General features: G+C 71.7%; 17 protein-coding genes, 1 tRNA gene and 1 pseudogene. 15 read left to right on the forward strand and 4 right to left on the reverse strand.

Translation table 11 applies throughout. The features are described from left to right. A pseudogene (locus tag F8271_RS20190) lies at positions 1-212 on the reverse strand (hypothetical protein); the annotation flags it as partial. Positions 213-370: 158 nt separating this feature from the next. On the opposite strand from F8271_RS20190, the gene metG reads away from it, so the two are divergent. Then, complete coding sequence (metG, locus tag F8271_RS20195) at positions 371-2,173, forward strand: methionine--tRNA ligase (protein WP_151491398.1); 1,803 nt, start codon at positions 371-373, stop codon at positions 2,171-2,173. Positions 2,174-2,219: 46 nt separating this feature from the next. On the opposite strand, the gene F8271_RS20200 is transcribed toward metG, so the two are convergent. After that, positions 2,220-3,467: a hypothetical protein gene (locus tag F8271_RS20200; protein ID WP_151491399.1), complete on the reverse strand. Its 1,248-nt coding sequence runs from the start codon at positions 3,465-3,467 to the stop codon at positions 2,220-2,222. Positions 3,468-3,592: 125 nt separating this feature from the next. Between F8271_RS20200 and F8271_RS20205 the strand changes: the two genes are divergently transcribed. The 6 genes from F8271_RS20205 to F8271_RS20235 all read left to right on the forward strand — a co-directional run bounded on the left by F8271_RS20205 (position 3,593) and on the right by F8271_RS20235 (position 9,652). Further along, positions 3,593-4,492 (forward strand): TatD family hydrolase, encoded by a 900-nt coding sequence (locus F8271_RS20205; RefSeq protein WP_151491400.1) that lies wholly within the window; start codon positions 3,593-3,595, stop codon positions 4,490-4,492. Next, complete coding sequence (rsmA, locus tag F8271_RS20210; protein WP_151491401.1) at positions 4,486-5,355, forward strand: 16S rRNA (adenine(1518)-N(6)/adenine(1519)-N(6))-dimethyltransferase RsmA; 870 nt, start codon at positions 4,486-4,488, stop codon at positions 5,353-5,355. The genes F8271_RS20205 and rsmA overlap by 7 nt, the downstream gene beginning before the upstream one ends. A gap of 86 nt (positions 5,356-5,441) precedes the next feature. Continuing rightward, positions 5,442-6,392 (forward strand): 4-(cytidine 5'-diphospho)-2-C-methyl-D-erythritol kinase, encoded by a 951-nt coding sequence (locus F8271_RS20220; protein WP_151491402.1) that lies wholly within the window; start codon positions 5,442-5,444, stop codon positions 6,390-6,392. Between the two features lie 207 nt (positions 6,393-6,599). Next, positions 6,600-8,405 carry an ABC-F family ATP-binding cassette domain-containing protein gene (locus F8271_RS20225; RefSeq protein ID WP_151491403.1) on the forward strand — a complete coding sequence of 602 codons (1,806 nt, stop codon included), beginning with the start codon at positions 6,600-6,602 and terminating at the stop codon, positions 8,403-8,405. Between the two features lie 102 nt (positions 8,406-8,507). After that, positions 8,508-8,963: a DUF4383 domain-containing protein gene (locus tag F8271_RS20230; protein WP_151491404.1), complete on the forward strand. Its 456-nt coding sequence runs from the start codon at positions 8,508-8,510 to the stop codon at positions 8,961-8,963. Positions 8,964-9,175: 212 nt separating this feature from the next. After that, positions 9,176-9,652 carry a DUF4383 domain-containing protein gene (locus F8271_RS20235; RefSeq protein ID WP_151491405.1) on the forward strand — a complete coding sequence of 159 codons (477 nt, stop codon included), beginning with the start codon at positions 9,176-9,178 and terminating at the stop codon, positions 9,650-9,652. A 6-nt stretch (positions 9,653-9,658) separates the two neighbouring features. Here the strand turns inward: F8271_RS20235 and F8271_RS20240 are convergent, their stop codons facing one another. Further along, positions 9,659-10,345 carry a TetR/AcrR family transcriptional regulator gene (locus tag F8271_RS20240; RefSeq protein WP_151491413.1) on the reverse strand — a complete coding sequence of 229 codons (687 nt, stop codon included), beginning with the start codon at positions 10,343-10,345 and terminating at the stop codon, positions 9,659-9,661. 224 nt (positions 10,346-10,569) lie between these two features. Then, a complete protein-coding gene (locus F8271_RS20245; RefSeq protein WP_151491406.1) occupies positions 10,570-11,535 on the reverse strand; it encodes an acyl-CoA desaturase in 966 nt (321 codons plus the stop codon). 338 nt (positions 11,536-11,873) lie between these two features. Here F8271_RS20245 and F8271_RS20250 point away from each other — a divergent pair. From F8271_RS20250 to F8271_RS20285, 8 genes are all read left to right on the forward strand, one after another. After that, positions 11,874-11,945: transfer RNA gene (locus tag F8271_RS20250), tRNA-Gln, on the forward strand. Between the two features lie 108 nt (positions 11,946-12,053). Then, complete coding sequence (gene glmU, locus F8271_RS20255; protein ID WP_151491407.1) at positions 12,054-13,589, forward strand: bifunctional UDP-N-acetylglucosamine diphosphorylase/glucosamine-1-phosphate N-acetyltransferase GlmU; 1,536 nt, start codon at positions 12,054-12,056, stop codon at positions 13,587-13,589. A 57-nt stretch (positions 13,590-13,646) separates the two neighbouring features. Beyond that, entirely contained in the window at positions 13,647-14,627 is a 981-nt protein-coding gene (locus tag F8271_RS20260) for a ribose-phosphate diphosphokinase (RefSeq protein WP_030329105.1), read from the forward strand. Between the two features lie 377 nt (positions 14,628-15,004). After that, positions 15,005-15,700 (forward strand): 50S ribosomal protein L25/general stress protein Ctc, encoded by a 696-nt coding sequence (locus F8271_RS20265; protein ID WP_151491408.1) that lies wholly within the window; start codon positions 15,005-15,007, stop codon positions 15,698-15,700. Positions 15,701-15,795: 95 nt separating this feature from the next. After that, a complete protein-coding gene (gene pth / locus F8271_RS20270) occupies positions 15,796-16,386 on the forward strand; it encodes an aminoacyl-tRNA hydrolase (protein WP_151491409.1) in 591 nt (196 codons plus the stop codon). Positions 16,387-16,520: 134 nt separating this feature from the next. After that, entirely contained in the window at positions 16,521-17,351 is an 831-nt protein-coding gene (locus tag F8271_RS20275) for an inositol monophosphatase family protein (RefSeq protein WP_151491410.1), read from the forward strand. Between the two features lie 75 nt (positions 17,352-17,426). After that, positions 17,427-18,338: a sulfate adenylyltransferase subunit CysD gene (gene cysD, locus F8271_RS20280; RefSeq protein ID WP_151491411.1), complete on the forward strand. Its 912-nt coding sequence runs from the start codon at positions 17,427-17,429 to the stop codon at positions 18,336-18,338. Positions 18,339-18,412: 74 nt separating this feature from the next. Further along, on the forward strand, positions 18,413-19,666 hold the full coding sequence (locus F8271_RS20285; protein WP_192580374.1) for a sulfate adenylyltransferase subunit 1: 1,254 nt from the start codon (positions 18,413-18,415) through the stop codon (positions 19,664-19,666). Positions 19,667-19,933: the final 267 nt, after the last annotated feature.

Here is a 19,933-nt window from a genome sequence, read left to right on the forward strand (position 1 = left end):
GCCCGAGCCCGCCCCGCTGGTGTGGGTCGCTGTTCCCCGGTGCGGGCCGGGCTCGGGCGCGCGTTGCTGCCCGGGTCGATGCCGGGCACCACCCGGGGCTGGGGCGCGACCCCGGCGCTCCGGGATCCACCGGCCCCGGAGCCGGCGTCGTCGTCCACCGCCGGCCCGGTGTGCCGGTCGTCGTGGTCCCGGGCCGCTCGTCTGCCAGTCACGACGTTCATTGCACACCGGTCGGGGAGGCGGAACGGGCAGCTCGGCCGCGTGTCGGCGACAAATCGGACCATTGGTCGAGGTCGCCGATCCGGTCCGCCGGCCCGGCACCCCCTATTGGTTCGCGGGCGCCCCGGACGGGTCACTAGGCTTGCTGCTCATGAGTCACGTTCTCGCGGCAGTGGCCTGGCCGTACGCCAACGGCCCCCGCCACATCGGCCACGTCTCCGGTTTCGGCGTTCCCTCCGACGTCTTCGCCCGGTACATGCGGATGGCCGGCCACGACGTGCTCATGGTCTCCGGCACCGACGAGCACGGCACCCCCATCCAGGTGCAGGCCGACGCCGACGGGGTCACCCCGCGCGAGCTGGCCGACCGGTACAACAGGGTGATCGTGGAGGACCTGCACGGTCTCGGCCTCTCCTACGACCTGTTCACCCGCACCACCACCCGCAACCACTACGCGGTGGTGCAGGAGCTGTTCGAGGGGATGTACCGCAACGGCTACATCGTGCCGAAGACCACCATGGGCGCGATCTCCCCGTCCACCGGGCGCACCCTGCCCGACCGGTACATCGAGGGCACCTGCCCGATCTGCGGGTACGACAGCGCGCGCGGCGACCAGTGCGACAACTGCGGCAACCAGCTCGACCCGATCGACCTGATCGACCCGAAGTCGCGGATCAACGGGGAGACCCCGAAGTTCGTCGAGACCGAGCACTTCTTCCTGGACCTGCCCGCCCTGGCCGAGGTGCTGCGGCAGTGGCTGGACACCCGGGACGGGTGGCGGCCCAACGTGCTGCGGTTCTCCCGCAACCTGCTCGACGACCTCCAGCCCCGGGCGATCACCCGGGACCTGGAGTGGGGCGTCCCGATCCCGCTGGACGGCTGGCGGGACCGGCCGGACAAGCGGATCTACGTGTGGTTCGACGCGGTGATCGGCTACCTGTCCGCGTCGATCGAGTGGGCCCGGCGCTCCGGCGACCCCGAGGCGTGGCGCAGGTGGTGGTCCGCCGACGGGCAGGGCAAGGACGCCCGGTCCTACTACTTCATGGGTAAGGACAACATCGTCTTCCACTCGGTGATCTGGCCGGCGCTGCTGTCCGGATACTCCGGCGAGGGCTCCCGCGACGGCGAGCCGGGCGAGCTGGGCCGGCTCAACCTGCCCACCGAGGTCGTCTCCAGCGAATACCTGACCATGGAGGGGCGCAAGTTCTCCTCGTCCCGCAAGGTGGTCATCTACGTCCGGGACTTCCTGGAGCGCTACGACGCCGACGCGCTGCGCTACTTCATCGCCGCCGCCGGTCCGGAGAGCAACGACACCGATTTCACCTGGGCCGAGTTCCTCCGGCGCAACAACGACGAGCTGGTCGCCGGCTGGGGCAACCTGGTCAACCGGTCCATCTCGCTGACGGCGAAGAACTTCGGCGCGATCCCGCCGGTCGACCCGGCCGGGCTCACCGAGGCCGACGAGGCGCTGCTCGCCGTGGCCCGGGCCGGCTTCACCACCGTCGGTGACCTGATCGGCCGGCACCGGCAGAAGCAGGCGATCGGCGAGGCGATGAGGGTGGTCGCCGAGGCCAACAAGTACCTGTCCGAACAGGCGCCGTGGAAGCTCAAGGACGAGGCCGACAAGCCCCGGATGGGCACCATCCTGCACGTCGCCCTCCAGGTGGTCAGCGACGCCAACACGCTGCTCACCCCGTTCCTGCCGCACTCCGCCCAGCAGGTGCACGAGCTGCTCGGCGGCACCGGTGTGCACGCGCCGATGCCGGTCATCGAGCAGGTCGACGACCTGGACGGCGGGCCGGGGTACCCGGTGCTGACCGGTGACTACACGGTCGGCGCGCGCTGGGAGTCGGTGCCGCTGGAGGCGGGTCGGCCGCTGGCCGCGCCGAAGCCGGTGTTCCGCAAGCTCGACCCGTCGATCGTCGACGAGGAGCTGGCCCGACTGGCCGGCTGAGCCGACGAGGCCGCGCGGCGGGAGGACGCCTCACCGCCGCGCGGCGTCACATCGCGTACCGGGTGTCCATCACCTGGTCGTCGGTCACCTCGGCGCCCGGTGCCCAGGTCTCGTAGACGCCGCGGTCGTGGCACTGCGCGCCGGTGGTGACCACCGCGTCCGGGTCCGGGAAGCGCAGCCGCAGCCGCAGCCAACCGGCCTCCTCGCGCAGCACCAGGCAGGGCACACCCCGCCATTGGGCGAACCGGAGCCGGCGGGCCACCGCGTCCACCGGGTAGCGCGCCGCCCGGGTCATCGCCAGCACCCGGAACCCGCCGGGCAGGTCCGCGACCGCCTCGTACTCGGTGTCACCGTGCAAGCCGACCAGTTGCGTGGAGCGCAGCGCGTCCCCGGTCGGCACGTACTCCTGGTCCGAGGAGAGACCCGGCACCGCGGCGAGCAGGTGCCGCCACTGCGGGCCGACCATGCGCAGCCAACCGCGCTGCTCGGCCTGGTAGGTGTAGAGCACCACCTCCACCCCCTCCGCCGGGTAGGCGAGCAGGGCGGCGTTCGCCGGCATCGGCAGGTCCGCGAAGTCCCGGGTGATGAACTCCGGGATGAGCTGGCCGTTGCTCGGCACGAAACCCGTGCCCAGCACCGGTGGGCCCAGCCGGTCCCGGGACGCCAACGCGGTCAGTCCCCGGTGCGCCTCGCCGGCAGGCACGTCGTAGTCGCCCGGGTCGGCGGCCCGCCAGCGCAGCGCGTACGCCACGTCGGAGCCGTCCCGGCCGACGTCGCCGTCGGTGCGCAGCACCGTGGTCGCAGTCTGCGTACGCAGGTGCGCCACGTCGTGTTCCCGGTAGCAGAAGCCGTGCGGCAGCCAGCCCCGCACGTACCCGGCGAGCTGGCGGGCGGAGAGCACCTTCACCATCCGGGTGCCCCGCCGGACGACCGCCGACGCGCGTGCCGCGACCAGCAGGGGATCCCCCGCGGCGGCCGGCTGCTGGCTGAGCTGGTGCAGCTGCGCCCAACCCCGCTCCCGGTGGGCGGGCATCATCAGCGGAGTCTCCGGCTCCTCGGCCGGTTGCGTCGCCCCGTGGACCGCGGTCACCTCGGTGACGTGCACGAATCGGCGCCACGGCAGGGCACTGCCCGGTCGGGGGGCCCACTCGAAGCCGGGCACCTCGTCGGCGCTGAACAGTTCGTACGCGGCGCCCCGGGCGACCTCCTCGGCCGGGTACACGCCGCCGCCGAACGCCACGCGCAGCCCGGTGCGCTCGCTGGCGGCACCGCTGGCCTGAGGGGTGACGCTCACGCCGCCGCCTCGCTCCTGTGCCTCATGGTTCGCTCGCTGCGCTCGCTCACCGGGCGACGGTAGAGTCGCGCGGCGTAGTCGAGGTGAACGCCGGGTGGCGGGCGGGTGGACAGCCCCGGTGTGTGATGCTGTCGCTGATGAGCGAGCCGACTGAAACCCGCCGCGAGCGTGCCGCCCGGCGGGCCGGAGAGTTCCCGCCCGCCCCCGAGCCGCTGCCCCGGCCGGTGCTGGACAGCCATACCCACCTGGACATCACGGTCAGCGAGGCCGGCGTGCCCGGCGGCGGGCCGGCCGACGACCCGGTCGCCGCGGCGGTCGCGGTGGCCGCGAAGGTCGGCGTGGACCGGCTGGTCCAGGTGGGCGTGGACGTCGCCTCCTCCCGGTGGGGCGCGGACAGCGCCGACGCGTACCCCGCGGTGCTGGCCACCGTGGCGCTGCATCCCAACGAGGCGCCCCGGCTGGCCGACCTCGACGAGGCGCTGCGGGAGATCGAGTCGCTGGCCGCCCGCGACCGGGTGCGGGGGATCGGCGAGACCGGGATGGACTTCTTTCGTACCGGCGACGAGGGCCGCGCCGCGCAGGAGGCCAGCTTCCGGGCGCACATCGCCATCGCCAAGCGGTACGACAAGGCGCTGGTCATCCACGACCGGGACGCGCACGCGGACGTGCTGCGGATCCTCGACGACGAGGGTGCCCCGGAGACGGTGGTGCTGCACTGCTTCTCCGGTGACGCCGAGTTCGCCCGCGAGTGCGTGCGCCGGGGCTACCTGCTCAGCTTCGCCGGCACCGTCACCTTCGGCAGCGCCACCGCGCTGCGCGAGGCCGCCGCGCTCACCCCGCTGGACCAGATCCTGGTGGAGACCGACGCCCCGTATCTCACCCCGACCCCGCACCGTGGCCGGCCGAACGCCTCGTACCTGATCCCGATCACGGTCCGCGCGCTCGCCGCGACCACCGGCGCCGACCTGGACGAGCTGTGCGCGGCCATCTCCGCCACCGGCGACCGGGCCTTCGGCCCGTGGTGAGCCTCCTCGGCCCGGCGGAGATCCGGGAACTCGCCGCCCGGCTGGGCGTCGCGCCCACCAAGAAGCTGGGCCAGAACTTCGTGCACGACCCGAACACGGTGCGCCGGATCGTCACCGCCGCCGGCCTGACCCCCGACGACGTGGTCCTGGAGGTCGGCCCGGGCCTCGGCTCGCTGACCCTGGGGCTGCTGCCGGTCGCCGGGCACGTACACGCCGTGGAGATCGACCCGGTGCTCGCCGGGGCACTGCCGGAGACCGTCGCCCGGCACGCCGGCGCGGACGCCGGCCGGCTCACCGTGCACCAGGCCGACGCGCTGCGCGTCGACGCCGCCGAGCTGGCCGACCCCGCACCGACCGCGCTGGTCGCGAACCTGCCCTACAACGTCGCCGTTCCGGTGGTGCTGCACCTGCTCGCCGAGCTGCCCAGCCTGCGGCACGGGTTGGTGATGGTGCAGAAGGAGGTCGCCGACCGGCTGGTCGCCGGTCCCGGCTCCAAGGTGTACGGCATCCCGTCGGTCAAGCTCGCCTGGTACGCGACGGCCCGCGGCGCCGGCCGGGTGCCGCCGAACGTGTTCTGGCCGGTGCCCAACGTCGACTCCGGCCTGGTCGCCTTCACCTGTCACGAACGGCCCCGCGCCGACGTACCCCGGGAGCGGGTCTTCGCCGTGGTGGACGCGGCGTTCGCGCAGCGTCGCAAGACCCTGCGCGCGGCGCTGGCTGGCTGGGCCGGCGGCGCCGACCGGGCCGCCGCCGCGCTCATCGCGGCCGGCGTCGACCCCGGCGCCCGGGGGGAGTCACTGACCGTCGACCAGTTCGCCGCCATCGCCGCGTCGGCTCCGGTCGGTACGCCGGCCGCGAAGTAGGCTGACGCCGTGCCTGCCGAGGACGCCGAGGAGCTGATCGTGGCCAAGCCGTTCGACATCCGCCTGCGCGGGCGGGACATCACCCCGTGACCGAGGCCTGGCGACCGGACGACGAGGACGAGCGACGTGGGGCCGTCGGCCCGGTGAAGGTGCGGGTGCCCGCGAAGGTCAACCTGCACCTCGGGGTGGGTCCGCTGCGCCGTGACGGCTACCACGAGCTGAACACCGTCTACCACGCCATCTCCATCTACGACGAGCTGACCGCCCGGCGGGGCGACACGCTGGCGTTGACCATGGAGGGGGAGGGCACCGGCGAGCTGGCCCTGGACGACTCCAACCTGGTGATCCGCGCCGCGCACGCCCTCGCCGGGTACGCCGGGGTCCTGCCGCACGCCCGTCTGCACCTGCGCAAGCAGATCCCCCTCGCCGGAGGGCTGGCCGGCGGCAGCGCCGACGCGGCCGCCGCGCTGGTGGCCTGCGACGCGCTGTGGGGCACCGGCCTGTCCCGTGACGAGCTGGCGGGGATCGCCGCCGACCTCGGCTCCGACGTGCCGTTCCTGATCTACGGGGGCACCGCGCTGGGCACCGGCCGGGGCGAGGCGGTCAGCCCCGTGCTGGTCCGCCCCACCTCCTGGCACTGGGTGGTGGCCATCGCCGACGGGGGCCTGTCCACCCCGGCCGCGTACCGCGAGTTGGACCGGCTGCGCGACTCCGGCGCCGCCGGTGACCCGCTGGGCAGCACCGACGCGCTGCTGGGCGCGCTGCGTCAGCGTGACCCCCGGGTCCTCGCCCGGACGCTCGGCAACGATCTTCAGGACGCCGCGCTGGCCATGCGCCCGGCGCTTGCCGACACCCTCAAGGCCGGCGAGGCGGCGGGCGCGCTCACCGGCATCGTGTCCGGCTCCGGCCCGACCTGCGTCTTCCTCGCCGCCGACGCCGCCAACGCCGAGCGGATCGCCGCCGAGCTGAGCAGCGCCGGCGTGTGCCGCCAGGCCCGGGTCGCACACGGCCCAGTAGCGGGCGCCCGCGTCATCTAACCCCGGCGTCCCGGCGTCCCGGCGTCCCGGCGTCCCCGCCCCTGCTCCGCCGATCTTGCACTTTTGGTCGCCGAGATGACTGGAATGCCCCTTACGGCGCGACAGTAACTGCAAGATCGCGGGAGGGGGGCGGGTCCGCGTACCCTTGGGGTCGGCGTCCCGAGGTGCCCGCCGGCACCCGGACGCCTTGATCTTGAAGGGTGGACTGTGGCCAACATCGTCAATCTGGACCGGGTGTCCAAGGGGTACGGCGCCGCCGGGCGGCTGCTCACGGACGTCTCGCTCGGCCTGGACGACGCCGACCGGATCGGTGTGGTCGGCCTCAACGGTGCCGGCAAGTCCACCCTGCTGCGCCTGCTCACCAAGCAGGAGGAGCCCGACGACGGTCGGGTCACCCACCGCCGCGATCTGCGCGTGCTCTGGCTGCCGCAGCAGCTCACCCTCGCCCCCGACGCCACCGTCCGGGACGTCGTGCTCGGCACCGCCTGGCTCGGCGAGGGCATGGGCGCCGAGCACGAGTGGGCCGGCGACGCGGGCGTGCGCAACATCCTCGACGGCCTCGGCATGCCGCACCTCGGCCTCGACCAGCCGGTCGGCCCGATGTCCGGTGGCGAACGCCGGCGGGTGGCGCTCGCCGCACTGCTCGTCCGCGACTCGGATCTGCTCATCCTCGACGAGCCCACCAACCACCTCGACGTCGGTGGTGTCGACTGGCTGGCCCGGCACCTGGTCGGTCGCCGGGGCGCCCTGGTCGTCGTCACCCACGACCGGTGGTTCCTGGACGCGGTCTGCACCACCACCTGGGAGGTCGCCGACCAGACCGTCCGCGCGTACGAGGGTGGCTTCGCCGCCTGGACCCTCGCCCGCGCCGAACGTGAGCGCGTCGCCGCCGCCACCGAGGCCCGCCGGCAGAACCTGCTCCGCAAGGAGATCGCCTGGCTGCGGCGGGGCCCGCCCGCCCGCACCTCCAAGCCCCAGTTCCGCATCGACGCCGCGAACGCGCTGATCGCCGACGTGCCGCCGGCCCGCGACACCATGTCGTTGCAGCGGATGGCCACCTCCCGGCTCGGCAAGCAGGTGTACGACCTGGAGAACGTCGAGCTGCACGCCGGCCCGAAGGAGATCCTGCGCGACGTGACGTGGCTGGTCGGTCCGGGTGACCGGATCGCCATCCTCGGCGCCAACGGGGCCGGCAAGACCACCCTGTTGCGGATGCTCGCCGGCATCACCCGCCCCGACGGTGGCCGCCTCGGCACCGGCTCCACGGTGCGGCCGGCGTTCCTCTCCCAGGAACTCGCCGAGCTGCCCGGGCACCTGCGGGTGCTCGAAGCGGTCGAGGAGGTCGCCCGCCGGGTGCAGCTCGGCGACCGGGAGGTCTCCGCCGCCCAGCTCGCCGAGGTCTTCGGCTTCGACGACCGCCGCCTCTGGACCCCGGTCAGCGACCTCTCCGGCGGTGAACGTCGCCGGTTGCAGATGCTGCGGCTGCTCGCCGGCGAACCCAACGTGCTGCTCTTCGACGAGCCCACCAACGACCTGGACACCGACACCCTGGCCGCGCTGGAGGACCTGCTCGACTCGTGGCCGGGCACGATCATCGTGGCCAGCCACGACCGCTACCTGATCGAGCGGGTCACCGACACGGCGTACGGGATGTTCGGCGACGGCCGGCTCGTGCACCTGCCGGGCGGGGTCGACGAGTACCTTGCCCGGACCGCCGAGCGGGCTGGCCCTTCTCGGGCCGGTGCCGCGCCGACCGTCACGTCCGGCGAACCCACCGCGACCGGCATGTCGGCCGCCGAGGTGCGTCAGGCCCGCAAGGAACTGACCCGCCTGGAACGCCAGCTCGGCAAGCTCGACCAGCGCGAGGCCACCCTGCTCGATCAGCTCGCGGCCGACGCCACCGACTACGCCCGGGTCGCCGAACTGGACACCCAGCTCAAGGATCTGCGGGCCGAGCGGGAGCGGATCGAGGAGAGCTGGATGACCCTCGCCGAGGAGCTTCCGGAGAGCTGACCGGGCCGGGCGCGCCGGCGCGGGGGCCGTGTGCGGCGTCACACCGCCACATGCGGGACAATCGTCGGCGACACCTCACCCCACGGCGTTGGAGACTCAGACATGGCCCACACCCCCGTCAACCACCCCGCGCGGCCGATCTACCGGGCGATCGGCGGGTTGACCGGTCTGTACCTGGTGGCATTCGGTGTGCTCAGCATCATCACGAGCACCGGCAACGAGATCCTCGCCCAGGACGACACCCGGGTCCTCGGCCAGGGCACCAACCTCGCCCTCGGGCTGCTCAGCGTGCTGCTCGGGCTCATCGTGCTGGTCGGCACCGCGCTCGGCCGCAACATCGACGTGGCGATCAACCAGTGGCTGGCGTACGCCCTGATGGTGATCAGCCTGGCCAGCCTCGCCTTCATCCGGACCGACGCCAACATCCTCAACGTCAGCATCGTCACCGTCATCGTGATGATGACGGTCGCCCTGGTGCTGCTCATGGTCGGGATGTACGGCAAGGTCGGCACGGAGGATGAGGCGGAGGCGTTCCAGAAGGCTCGTCTGGTTCTCTGAGCCTTCCCGTGGTCACTGGTGTGGTTTTCGCCGGAGCCCGAGTTGCTCCGGGCGGTCAGGCCTGATCCCTGCGCAGCTCGGGCTCCGGCGAAAACCTGACCTGGTCCTGCCATTCGGCGGACCATTCCAGCTTTGGGGTTTTTCGGGCAGTTGGCTCTTCTTTGGGCGACAATCCTCCTGAATCGGTCTAACTCAGGTGGATGGGGTCTGGTATGCCGCACTTTCCGGTCAACCATCCGGCTCGGCCGTTGTACCGGGTCCTCTCCGGTCTGATCGGCGTCTACATCCTCGTCTTCGGCGTCTGGGGTGTCGCCGAGACGATCGGTGACCCGCTGTTCGACCGGAGCAGCACCTGGGCGCTCGGGCTGCGCACCAACCTGGCCTTCTCACTCGCCTCGGTGGTCTTCGGAATCGTCCTGATCATCGGGGCGTCCCGGCGCACCAACCTCGGCCACTACATGAACCTCACCGCCGGCGTGGTGTTCCTGGTGACCAGCATCCTGACGATGTCGGTGCTGCAGACCGGCGCGAACGTGCTCAACTTCTCGATGTCGACAGTGATCGTGTCGATGCTGTTCGGGCTGATCCTGCTCGGCACCGGTCTCTACGACAAGGTGGGTCCTCCGGAGCACGCCGAGGCGGAACTGGAGCACCGCAAACACCCGGTGGCCGACGTGCACCGCCGCTGACCGGGGTCAGCGGCGACGGCTGGTGATCAACGTCGGCTTCGCCTCCAGGTGCGACAACCCGTTCCAGGCCAGGTTGACCAGGTGCGCCGCGACCGTCTCCTTACGCGGCTTGCGCACCTCCAGCCACCAGCGGCCGGTCAGCGCGACCATGCCCACCAGCGCCTGCGAGTACAGCTCGGCGAGCTTCGGGTCGTACCCGCGGCTCTTGAACTCGGCGCCGAGGATGTGCTCGACCTGGTGCGCCACGTCGTTCATCACGCTGCTGAAGTTGGCCGTGCCCGACATCAGCGGCGACTCGCGGACCAGCACCCGGAACCCGCTGGTCTCCTCCTCGATGTAACCCAGCAGGGCCAGAGCCGCCTGCTCCAGCAACTCCCGAGGATGCCCGGCCGTCAACGCCGTGGTGATCCGGTCCAGCAGAGCCCGGACCTCCCGGTCCACCACCACCGCGTAGAGCCCTTCCTTGCCGCCGAAGTGCTCGTACACCACCGGCTTGGAGACCTTGGCGCGGGCCGCCACCTCCTCGATCGAGGTGGCGTCGAAACCACGCTCGGCGAAGAGCTGCCGGCCGATCGCGATCAACTGCTCCCGCCGCTGGGCCGCCGACATGCGGACCCGCGAGGTGGGCTTCGGTTTGGGTGCCGGGGCCGGGGGCGTACGCCGACCGCCGGCACCGTCGCTGACCTCGGGCATGCCGCCGCCTCGCTGGCGCTCGGTGACGCCCTGCCGTGGAATGGTGCCTCCGTCGTGCCCGTTCACGTCGTCGCCTCACTGGCGAGCGGTCCGACCGCCCGGCCGCGCCGTCCGACCGTACCCGGATCGGGCCCGGCTCCCCGTCCGCCGAGCCGTCCGGTCCCCCCGCGTCGCTCGGTCATCCGGCCATCCTGCCAGGCGGCCTCCCGGTGCACCGCCCGGTTTTACCGGGGTGCGACCGGCTTCACGAGCTTTGCGGCGAGCCGTTCCGGCTTCGGCCAGCGCACCTGCGACGCCGCACCGAACTTCTCGAACAGCCAGATCACCCGGGCCGAGATGTCCACCTGACCGCGCAGCACACCGTGCCGGGCGCTGGTCGGGTCGGCGTGGTGCAGGTTGTGCCAGCTCTCGCCGAACGACAGGATCGCCAGCGGCCAGAAGTTCGACGCGCGGTCACCCTGGCGCATCGCGAAGGGGCGCTCGCCGTAGACGTGGCAGACCGAGTTGATGGCCCAGGTGACGTGGTGCAGCAGGCCGATCCGGACCAGCCCGGCCCAGAAGAACGCGGTCAGCGCGCCCTGCCACGACCAGGTCACCAGACCGCCGATCAGCGCCGGGCCGAGCAGCGAGACGGCCACCAGCGCGGGGAAGAGCCGGTCCACCCGGCTGATGTCCCGGTCGGCGATGAGGTCCGGCGCGAACCGCTCCCGGTTGGACAGCTCCCGACGGAACAGCCAGCCCACGTGGGCGTGGAAGAGGCCCCGGGTCAGCGCCCAGAAGCTGGTGCCGAAGCGCCACGGCGAGTGCGGGTCACCCTCCAGGTCGGAGAACGCGTGGTGCCGACGGTGATCGGCCACCCACTGGATGATCTCGCCCTGCACCGCGAGCGAACCCGCGACCGCCAACGTGACGCGCAGCCACCGCTTCGCCTTGAACGACCCGTGGGTGAAGTAGCGGTGGAAGCCCACCGTGATGCCGAGCCCGGAGACCACGTACCAGACCAGTCCGATGATCACGTCGGTCCAACCCAGCCAGCCACCCCATGCCAACGGCACCGCGACCAGAAGGGCGACGAAGGGGATCACCACGAAGGCCCACAGCGCGGCCAGGATCCCGGAGGACTGACTGCCGTCGGTGAGTGGTTTGGGGCCGGGGCCGGCGGTGTTGGGTTCGAGCAGGGTGGTGGACATGGCACCTCGCAGAGGGGGGGCGGAAACGATCACGAAGCTACGCCTACGTTACCGTAACTTACGGCACCGTAGATCGCACGAGGAAGTTCCGAAAACCCACGGCCGTTCGGGAAAACAAGCAGGTCAGAGCCTTGAAATGCGGGGTCGGCCGGAGGCTTGCAGACCGTCGCGACGGCGGCGTCGCGGTGCTGCCGGCGGTGCCCCGGAGGTGGGCGGAATCGACGCTCGGGGAGCGCGGTCGCCCGGCATGGCGAAATGAGCGATGACGTCCGGCGGGCGGGGCGCTAAGGTGTAGCCCGGGATGCCCATCCCCTGCTGCGACGCGCTCGTGTCGCTGATCGGCCGTGGTGTAATTGGCAACACCCGGGTCTTTGGTACCCGTATTTCAGGTTCGAACCCTGGCGGCCGAGCTTGCTCCCTAAAGTCCGTTTTAGGGTCCACTGGGGGTAAGAGGGAACCGTGCCGGGCCCCGCGGTTAGCATGACCGCGAGAGTGTCCGCCGTCCCGACGGGAGCCACATCGTGCCCCAGCCCCACCTTCGTACCGTCGTCGTGCTCGCCGCCGGTGAGGGCAAGCGGATGAAGTCGACACTGCCCAAGGTGCTGCACCCCCTGCTCGGTCGTACGCTGCTCGGCCACGTGCTGAGCGCGGCCGCGCCGCTGGCCGCGGACCGCACCGTCGTGGTGGTGGGGCACGGCGCCGACCAGGTCCGGAGCCACCTGGGCGAGGTCGCCCCGGAGGCGACCCCCGTCCTCCAGGCCGAGCAGCTCGGCACCGGGCACGCCGTCCGGATCGCGTTGGAGGCCGTCCCGGAGGGCGCCGGCACCGTCGTGGTGATCAACGGGGACGTGCCGCTGCTGCGCCCGGAGACGGTGGGTGCGCTCGTGACCGCGCACGAGGAGGCCGCCGCGGCGGCCACCGTGCTGGCCGCCGAGGTGCCCGACCCGACCGGCCTCGGACGGATCGTCCGGGACGCCGACGGGCGGCTCGAGCAGATCGTCGAGGAGCGCGACGCCGACGCCACGCAGCGCGCGCTCCGGGAGATCAACGCCGGCATCTACGCGTTCGACGCGGTGCGGCTGCGCGACGCGCTCGGCAAGCTCTCCACCGACAACGACCAGGGCGAGGAATACCTGACCGACGTCTTCGGCCTGCTCCGCTCGGCCGGCGAGCCGGTCGCGGTGCACGTGGCCGTCGATCACGTCGAGACGTTGGGGTGCAACGACCGGGTGGAGCTCGCATCGCTGCGGCGTCTGCTGCGCGACCGGGTCAACGAGGCGTGGATGCGCACCGGGGTCAGCCTGCTCGACCCGGCGACCACCTGGATCGACGTGACGGTCGCGCTGGACCGCGACGCGGTGGTGGACCAGAACACCCAGCTGCGCGGCGGCACGGTGGTCGGCGCGGGCGCGCTGATCGGGCCGGACGTCACGCTTGTCGACACGATCGTCGGCCCCGGCGCGTCGGTGGTTCGCAGCCACGCCGTCGGCGCCGAGATCGGCGAGGGCGCCAGCGTCGGGCCGTACGCGTACCTGCGGCCAGCCGCGCGGCTCGCCGACAAGGCGAAGGTCGGCACGTTCGTCGAGGTGAAGAACTCCGCGATCGGTGCCGGCTCGAAGGTGCCGCACCTGACGTACGTCGGCGACGCGACGATCGGTGAGCAGACCAACATCGGCGCGGCCTCGGTCTTCGTCAACTACGACGGGGTCAACAAGCACCGCACGGTGATCGGCAGCCACGCCCGCACGGGCGCGGACAACATGTTCGTGGCGCCGGTCGAGGTGGGCGACGGCGCGTACACGGCCGCCGGCTCGGTGATCGTGGACGACGTGCCGGCGGGCGCGATGGGTGTCGCACGGGCGCGCCAGCGCAACATCGAGGGCTGGGTGGTGAAGCGGCGGGCCGGTACGGCGGCGGCCGAGGCCGCGCAGCGCGCCGGCGACGCGAAGGGTGCGTCGGAGGTGGCCGGCGCCGCAAGCGACAGTGAGGCAATGCACGGGCAGGCCGAGACGGTGGGCGGTGCGTCCGGCGCGGGAGATACTGCAACCGACTAGTCCCCGACCCACCACCACCGGGTCGGGTACCGCCGACAAACGGGAGCAGACGGGCCCATGGGCAGCATCGTCGCCGAAAACCGCAAAAGCCTGATGCTCTTTTCCGGACGGGGCTTTCCGGAGCTGGCCAAGGAGATCGGCGAGGTGCTCGGCGTGGCGCCGACGCCGGCCGACGCGTACGAGTTCGCCAACGGCGAGATCTTCGTACGCTTCAAGGACTCGGTGCGTGGTTCGGACGCCTTCGTGGTGCAGTCCGTGACGCACGGGGTGAACACCTGGGTCATGGAGACCCTGATCATGGTGGACGCGCTGAAGCGGGGGTCCGCCAAGCGGATCACCGTGGTGCTGCCGTTCTACCCGTACGCGCGGCAGGACAAGAAGCACCGCGGTCGGGAGCCGATCTCGGCCCGGCTCGTGGCGGACCTGCTGAAGACGGCCGGCGCGAACCGGATCCTCACCGTCGACCTGCACACCGCGCAGATCCAGGGCTTCTTCGACGGCCCGGTGGATCACCTCTTCGCCATGGACATCCTGGCGGAGTACGTGGAGCACAAGTACGCCGGCCGGCCGATGACGGTGGTGGCACCGGATTCGGGGCGGGTGCGGGTGGCCGAGCGGTGGACCGACCGGTTGGGCGGCTGCCCGCTGGCGTTCATCCACAAGACCCGCGACCCGATGAAGCCGAACCAGGTGGTGGCGAACCGGGTCGTCGGCGAGGTGGAGGGCCGGGTGTGTCTGATCGTGGACGACATGATCGACACCGGTGGCACGATCGCCAAGGCTGCGGACATCCTCAAGGAGTCGGGCGCGGCGGAGATCGTGGTCGCGTCCACCCACGCGCTGCTGTCCGACCCGGCGACCGAGCGGCTGAAGAACAGCTCGATCAGCGAGATCGTGGTGACCAACACGCTGCCGTTGCCCCCGGAGAAGCAGCTGGACAAGCTGACGGTGCTGTCGATCGCGCCGCTGTTGGCGCGGGCGATCCGGGAGGTCTTCGACGACGGCTCGGTGACCACCCTCTTCGGCGGCCTGAGCTGAGCGTGGGCCTGAGCTGAGCGTGGGCCTGAACTGAGCTGGGCGCGGTTGGGCCCCTTTTCCGCCAGTCGGCGCGCCGACGGGGGGCCGGGCTGACAAACTGGTCGAAAAGGGGGCTGGCGCGCTGGCGGGAACGCCGTCGGCGCGCCGGCCCGGAGCCGTGACCGGGGACTGCCGGAAACCTTGGAATCAGCTCGGGTAGACTGGTGCGGTTGCCACGGCGAGGGTGCCCGGCGGGCCGCTGAAGAGCGCCGCACGGAGGCACCGTCATCGACGCGGTGCTCCGGGCAGTCGTTCATGACGCATGAGCCCCAGCGAGCCCCTCGCCCCAGCACCGCCAGACGACAAGCCGCCGCAGCGAAAGCATCAGGAGTTTCCCCGTGTCCGAGGTAAAGATCAGCGCCGAGCCCCGCACCGAGTTCGGCAAGGGTGGTGCCCGTCGTACCCGCCGGGCCGGCAAGGTGCCCGCCGTGCTGTACGGCCACGGCGAGAAGCCCAAGCACATCGCGCTGCCGTCGCGGGAGTTCGCCGCGGCGATCCGCAAGGGTGGCGCCAACCAGCTCTTCGCGATCGACATCACCGACGGCACCCAGGTGCTGGCGCTGCCGAAGGCGATCCAGCGTGACCCGATCCGGGACACCTTCGAGCACGTCGACCTGCTCCTGGTCCGGCGTGGCGAGAAGGTCACCGTCGAGGTTCCGGTTCAGCTGACCGGCGAGGCCGCACGGGACACCCTGATCGTGCACGACCACGACACCCTCTCGGTGACCGCCGACGCCACCAAGGTGCCCGACCACCTCGAGGCCTCGATCGAGGGCCTGGAGGCGGGCTCCCAGGTGACCGCCGCCGACGTGCAGCTGCCGGCCGGTGTCGAGCTGGTGGGCGACTCGGAGCTGATGGTCGCCTCGGTGACCGCCGCGCCGACCGCCGAGCAGCTTGAGGCGACGCTGCCCGAGGTCGAGTCGGCCACCGAGGAGGCCGAGGCCGAGGTCGGCGAGGGCACCGAGGGTTCCGAGGGCGCGGACGCCCCGGCCGCCGAGGGCGACGAGACCACCGAGGCGCGCACCGAGGCCTGATCGGTTCGTACTCTGCTGGCAGGCGTCCCCGAGTGTTCGGGGGCGCCTGCCGGCGTATCGGGAGTCGGTGGGACGGACGTCGGAAGGGACGGGTCGTGACGGACGAGGCGGGGCCGTGGCTGGTGGTCGGCCTGGGCAACCCGGGCCGGGAGTACGCCGGTAATCGGCACAACGTCGGGTTCATGGTGGCCGACCTGCTGGCCGGGCGCGTGGGCGCGCGGTTCGGCCGGCACAAGCGGGCGGTCGCCGAGGTGGCCGAGGGACGGCTGGGATTCGGCGGACCGAAGCTGGTGCTGGCGAAGCCACTGACGTACATGAACCTGTCCGGTGGGCCGGTGGCGGCGCTGGCGCAGTTCTACAAGGTGCCGGCGGCCCAGGTGGTCGCGGTGCACGACGAGTTGGACATCGGCTTCGGCCAGGTGCGGATCAAGTGCGGCGGTGGCGAGGGCGGGCACAACGGCCTGCGGTCGATGTCGAAGTCGTTGGGCACGAAGGACTACGTCCGGGTGCGGTTCGGCGTCGGCCGGCCACCGGGGCGGCAGGACCCGGCGGATTATGTGCTGTCGGATTTCAGCGCCGCCGAGCGCAAGGAACTGGATTTCCTGGTGGACCGTGCCGCGGACGTGGTGGAGTCGGTGATCGTCAAGGGCGTGGAGCCGACCCAGAACCTCTACCACGGCGCCTGAGACGGGCGGGGCGTACCGGATCCGTAGCAGTGGGCCGGTAGTCTGCGCCTCTTGGCGGGCCGCGACCGGCGAGGTGCCCCGCGGTGGAGCGTGCGTGCGGGCACGGCGCGCGGCGAGGTGACGGGAGCGGGCAGATGGGCAGTCCTCCGATGATCGACGGCGCGTTCGCCAGGTGGTTGGCGGCCCGGGCCGGTCAGGTGCTGCTCGATCTGCGCGCGGAGTTGGGTTTCACCGACGCCGGCGCGCTCAGGTCGGCCGGGGACAAGGTGTCGCACGACCTGATCCGTACGGAGTTGGCGAAGTGGCGGCCGGGCGACGCCGTGCTCTCCGAGGAGGACGAGGGGTCGCGGCTGGCCTGGGCGGCGGAGGTCAACACCGAGGCGGTGTCCCGACTGGCCGCGGACCGGGTGTGGATCATCGACCCGTTGGACGGCACCCGGGAGTTCGCCGAGGAGGGCCGCTCGGACTGGGCCGTGCACGTGGCGCTGTGGGCGCGCAGTGCGCCGAGCCCGCAGGGGCTGGTCGCCGGGGCGGTCGGGCTGCCGGCGCAGCATCGGGTGCTGGGCACCGACTACCCGCCGGCGTACCCGCCGATGACGGTGGAGGCGGCGACGGCGGGTACCCGGGTGATCCGTTTGGCGGCGAGCCGGAGCCGGCCGCCGGTGTTCCTCACCGACCTCGCCGAGGACGTGGGGGCGAAGCTGGTGCCGATGGGTTCCGCCGGAGCGAAGATCGCCGCGGTGATCACCGGCGAGGTGGACGCCTACATCCATGCCGGCGGGCAGTACGAGTGGGACTCGGCGGCGCCGGTGGCTGTGGCGACGGCCACCGGACTGCACGCTTCCCGGATCGATGGTTCTGCGCTGAAATACAACGAGGCGGATCCGCGCCTGCCTGACCTGCTGGTCTGTCGCAAGGATCTCGCCACCCGGTTGCTTGCAGCGCTGCAGAGACATTCCGGGTAGCCTGAGCGGACTTTCTTGACATGCCCGACCGGAAAGGTCTGGAAATCGGATGAGCGAGCGAATCGAGCCGGTGTCATGACCACCCCCGCGGCCTACCGGGTCTCCCACCTGGACGCCCTGGAGGCGGAGAGCATCTTCGTGATGCGCGAGGTGGTCGCCGAGATGGAACGCCCGGTGCTGCTCTTCTCCGGCGGTAAGGATTCGATCGTCATGCTGCGGCTGGCGCAGAAGGCGTTCGCCCCGGCCAACATTCCTTTCCCGGTCATGCACGTCGACACCGGGCACAACTTCCCCGAGGTGCTCGAATACCGCGACCAGCGGGTCGCCGAGCTGGGACTGCAGCTCGTGGTGGCGAGCGTGCCGGAGGCCCTGGCCAGCGGGCTGGTCCGGGAGTCCGGCGACGGGATGCGCAACCGGATCCAGACGCCGGTGCTGCTGGACGCGGTGGAGAAGCACCGCTTCGACGCGCTGTTCGGCGGCGCCCGCCGCGACGAGGAGAAGGCCCGCGCCAAGGAGCGGGTGTTCAGCTTCCGCGACGAGTTCGGCCAGTGGGATCCGAAGAACCAGCGGCCGGAGTTGTGGTCGCTGTACAACGGCCGGCACCACCCGGGCGAGTCGATCCGGGTCTTCCCGCTGTCCAACTGGACCGAGTTGGATGTGTGGCACTACATCGCCCGGGAACGGATCCCGCTGCCGTCGATCTACTACGCGCACGAGCGCGAGGTGATCGAGCGGGACGGGATGGTCTACGCGGTCAACGAGTTCTTCCGGCCCCGCGCGGGTGAGGAGCGGTTCAAGGCGCAGGTGCGCTACCGCACCGTCGGCGACGCCTCCTGCACCGCGGCGGTCCGCTCCGACGCGGACACCGTGGAGAAGGTCATCGAGGAGGTGGCGGCCACCCGGATCACCGAGCGTGGCGCCACCCGTGGTGACGACCGGGTCAGTGAGGCCGCCATGGAGGACCGCAAGCGGGAGGGCTACTTCTGATGAGCACCGAGATCGTGGCATCCGCGAATGCGGAGGCCCGGGCTGTCACCGGGGCCGGGCCGGAGGCCCGGCCGATGGACCTGCTGCGGTTCGCGACCGCCGGCAGCGTGGACGACGGCAAGTCGACCCTGATCGGCCGGCTGCTCTACGACACCAAGTCGCTCTTCACCGATCAGTTGGCCGCGGTCGAGGCGGTCAGCGCGGCCCGTGGCGACGAGTACACCAACCTGGCGCTGCTCACCGACGGCCTGCGCGCCGAACGCGAGCAGGGCATCACCATCGACGTGGCGTACCGGTACTTCGCCACGCCCCGGCGCAAGTTCATCATCGCCGACACCCCCGGGCACATCCAGTACACCCGCAACATGGTCACCGGGGCGTCCACCGCCGACCTGGCGTTGATCCTGGTCGACGCGCGCAAGGGCCTGGTCGAGCAGTCCCGCCGGCACGCGTTCCTGTGCTCCCTGCTGCGGGTGCCGCACCTGGTCCTGTGCGTCAACAAGATGGACCTGGTCGACTGGTCGCAGGAGGTCTACGAGCGCATCGCCGACGAGTTCACCGCGTTCGCCGCGAAGCTCGACGTACCGGACCTGACCGTGGTGCCGATCTCCGCGCTGCGCGGCGACAACATCGTCGCCCGCTCGGAGAACATGCCCTGGTACGAAGGCCCGTCGCTGCTGCACCACCTGGAGCGGGTGCACATCGCCAGCGACCGCAACCTGGTCGACGTCCGGTTCCCGGTGCAGTACGTGATCCGACCGCAGTCCACGACGGTCACCGACTACCGCGGCTACGCCGGTCAGGTCGCCTCCGGCGTGCTCAAGCCGGGCGACGAGGTGATGGTGCTGCCGTCCGGCTTCACCAGCCGGATCGCCGCGGTGGAGACCGCCGACGGGCCGGTCGCGGAGGCGTTCCCGCCGATGTCGGTGACGGTACGACTGGCTGACGAGATCGACATCTCCCGGGGCGACCTGATCTGCCGTCCCAACAACGCTCCGGCGGTGGCCCAGGACATCGAGGCGATGGTGTGCTGGATGGACGAGACCGCCCCGCTTCGGGTCGGCGGCCGGTACGCGATCAAGCACACCACCCGGTCGGCGCGGGCGATCGTGCGCGGGCTGCACTACCGACTGGACATCAACTCGCTGCACCGTGACGAGTCGGCGGACGAACTGCGGCTCAACGAGATCGGCCGGGTGCGGCTGCGGACCACGGTGCCGCTGCTGGCCGACGAGTACCGCCGTAACCGCACCACCGGCGGCTTCGTCATCATCGACGAGACCACCAACCGCACGGTAGGCGCCGCCATGATCGTCGAAGCCAGCTGACCCCAAGCCGGCACCCACCCGTGCGGCCTCCGGCCGTGCCATTCCGTGCCGCCGTCGGCTGTGCGCTCGTGCGGCCCTCGGCTGTGCCAGTCCGCCCCGCCTGGGCCGCGCGCTCGTGCGGCCCTCGGCTGCGCCAGTCCGTGCCGCCTCGGCCGCGCCGCCTGCTGCCCCAAGATCGCGCTCGATCCACGAAGTAGTGGCCTCGGCAAACGGCCGAGGCCACTACTTCCATGTACGAGCCCGCCCCGCTCCGCGCCCCCCGTGTCC

This window comes from Micromonospora sp. ALFpr18c (assembly GCF_008868155.1).
In the GTDB taxonomy this organism is placed as follows: domain Bacteria; phylum Actinomycetota; class Actinomycetes; order Mycobacteriales; family Micromonosporaceae; genus Micromonospora.

Excerpts from the sequence above, each read along its gene's own strand:
- F8271_RS20235 (WP_151491405.1), top strand. The coding sequence starts at position 9,176 with ATGCCGCACTTTCCGGTCAACCATCCGGCTCGGCCGTTGTACCGGGTC.
- F8271_RS20275 (WP_151491410.1), top strand. The coding sequence starts at position 16,521 with ATGGGCAGTCCTCCGATGATCGACGGCGCGTTCGCCAGGTGGTTGGCG.
- metG (WP_151491398.1), top strand. The coding sequence starts at position 371 with ATGAGTCACGTTCTCGCGGCAGTGGCCTGGCCGTACGCCAACGGCCCC.
- cysD (WP_151491411.1), top strand. The coding sequence starts at position 17,427 with ATGACCACCCCCGCGGCCTACCGGGTCTCCCACCTGGACGCCCTGGAG.
- F8271_RS20240 (WP_151491413.1), bottom strand. The coding sequence starts at position 10,345 with ATGCCCGAGGTCAGCGACGGTGCCGGCGGTCGGCGTACGCCCCCGGCC.
- F8271_RS20230 (WP_151491404.1), top strand. The coding sequence starts at position 8,508 with ATGGCCCACACCCCCGTCAACCACCCCGCGCGGCCGATCTACCGGGCG.
- F8271_RS20205 (WP_151491400.1), top strand. The coding sequence starts at position 3,593 with ATGCTGTCGCTGATGAGCGAGCCGACTGAAACCCGCCGCGAGCGTGCC.
- F8271_RS20245 (WP_151491406.1), bottom strand. The coding sequence starts at position 11,535 with ATGTCCACCACCCTGCTCGAACCCAACACCGCCGGCCCCGGCCCCAAA.
- F8271_RS20260 (WP_030329105.1), top strand. The coding sequence starts at position 13,647 with ATGGGCAGCATCGTCGCCGAAAACCGCAAAAGCCTGATGCTCTTTTCC.
- F8271_RS20285 (WP_192580374.1), top strand. The coding sequence starts at position 18,413 with ATGGACCTGCTGCGGTTCGCGACCGCCGGCAGCGTGGACGACGGCAAG.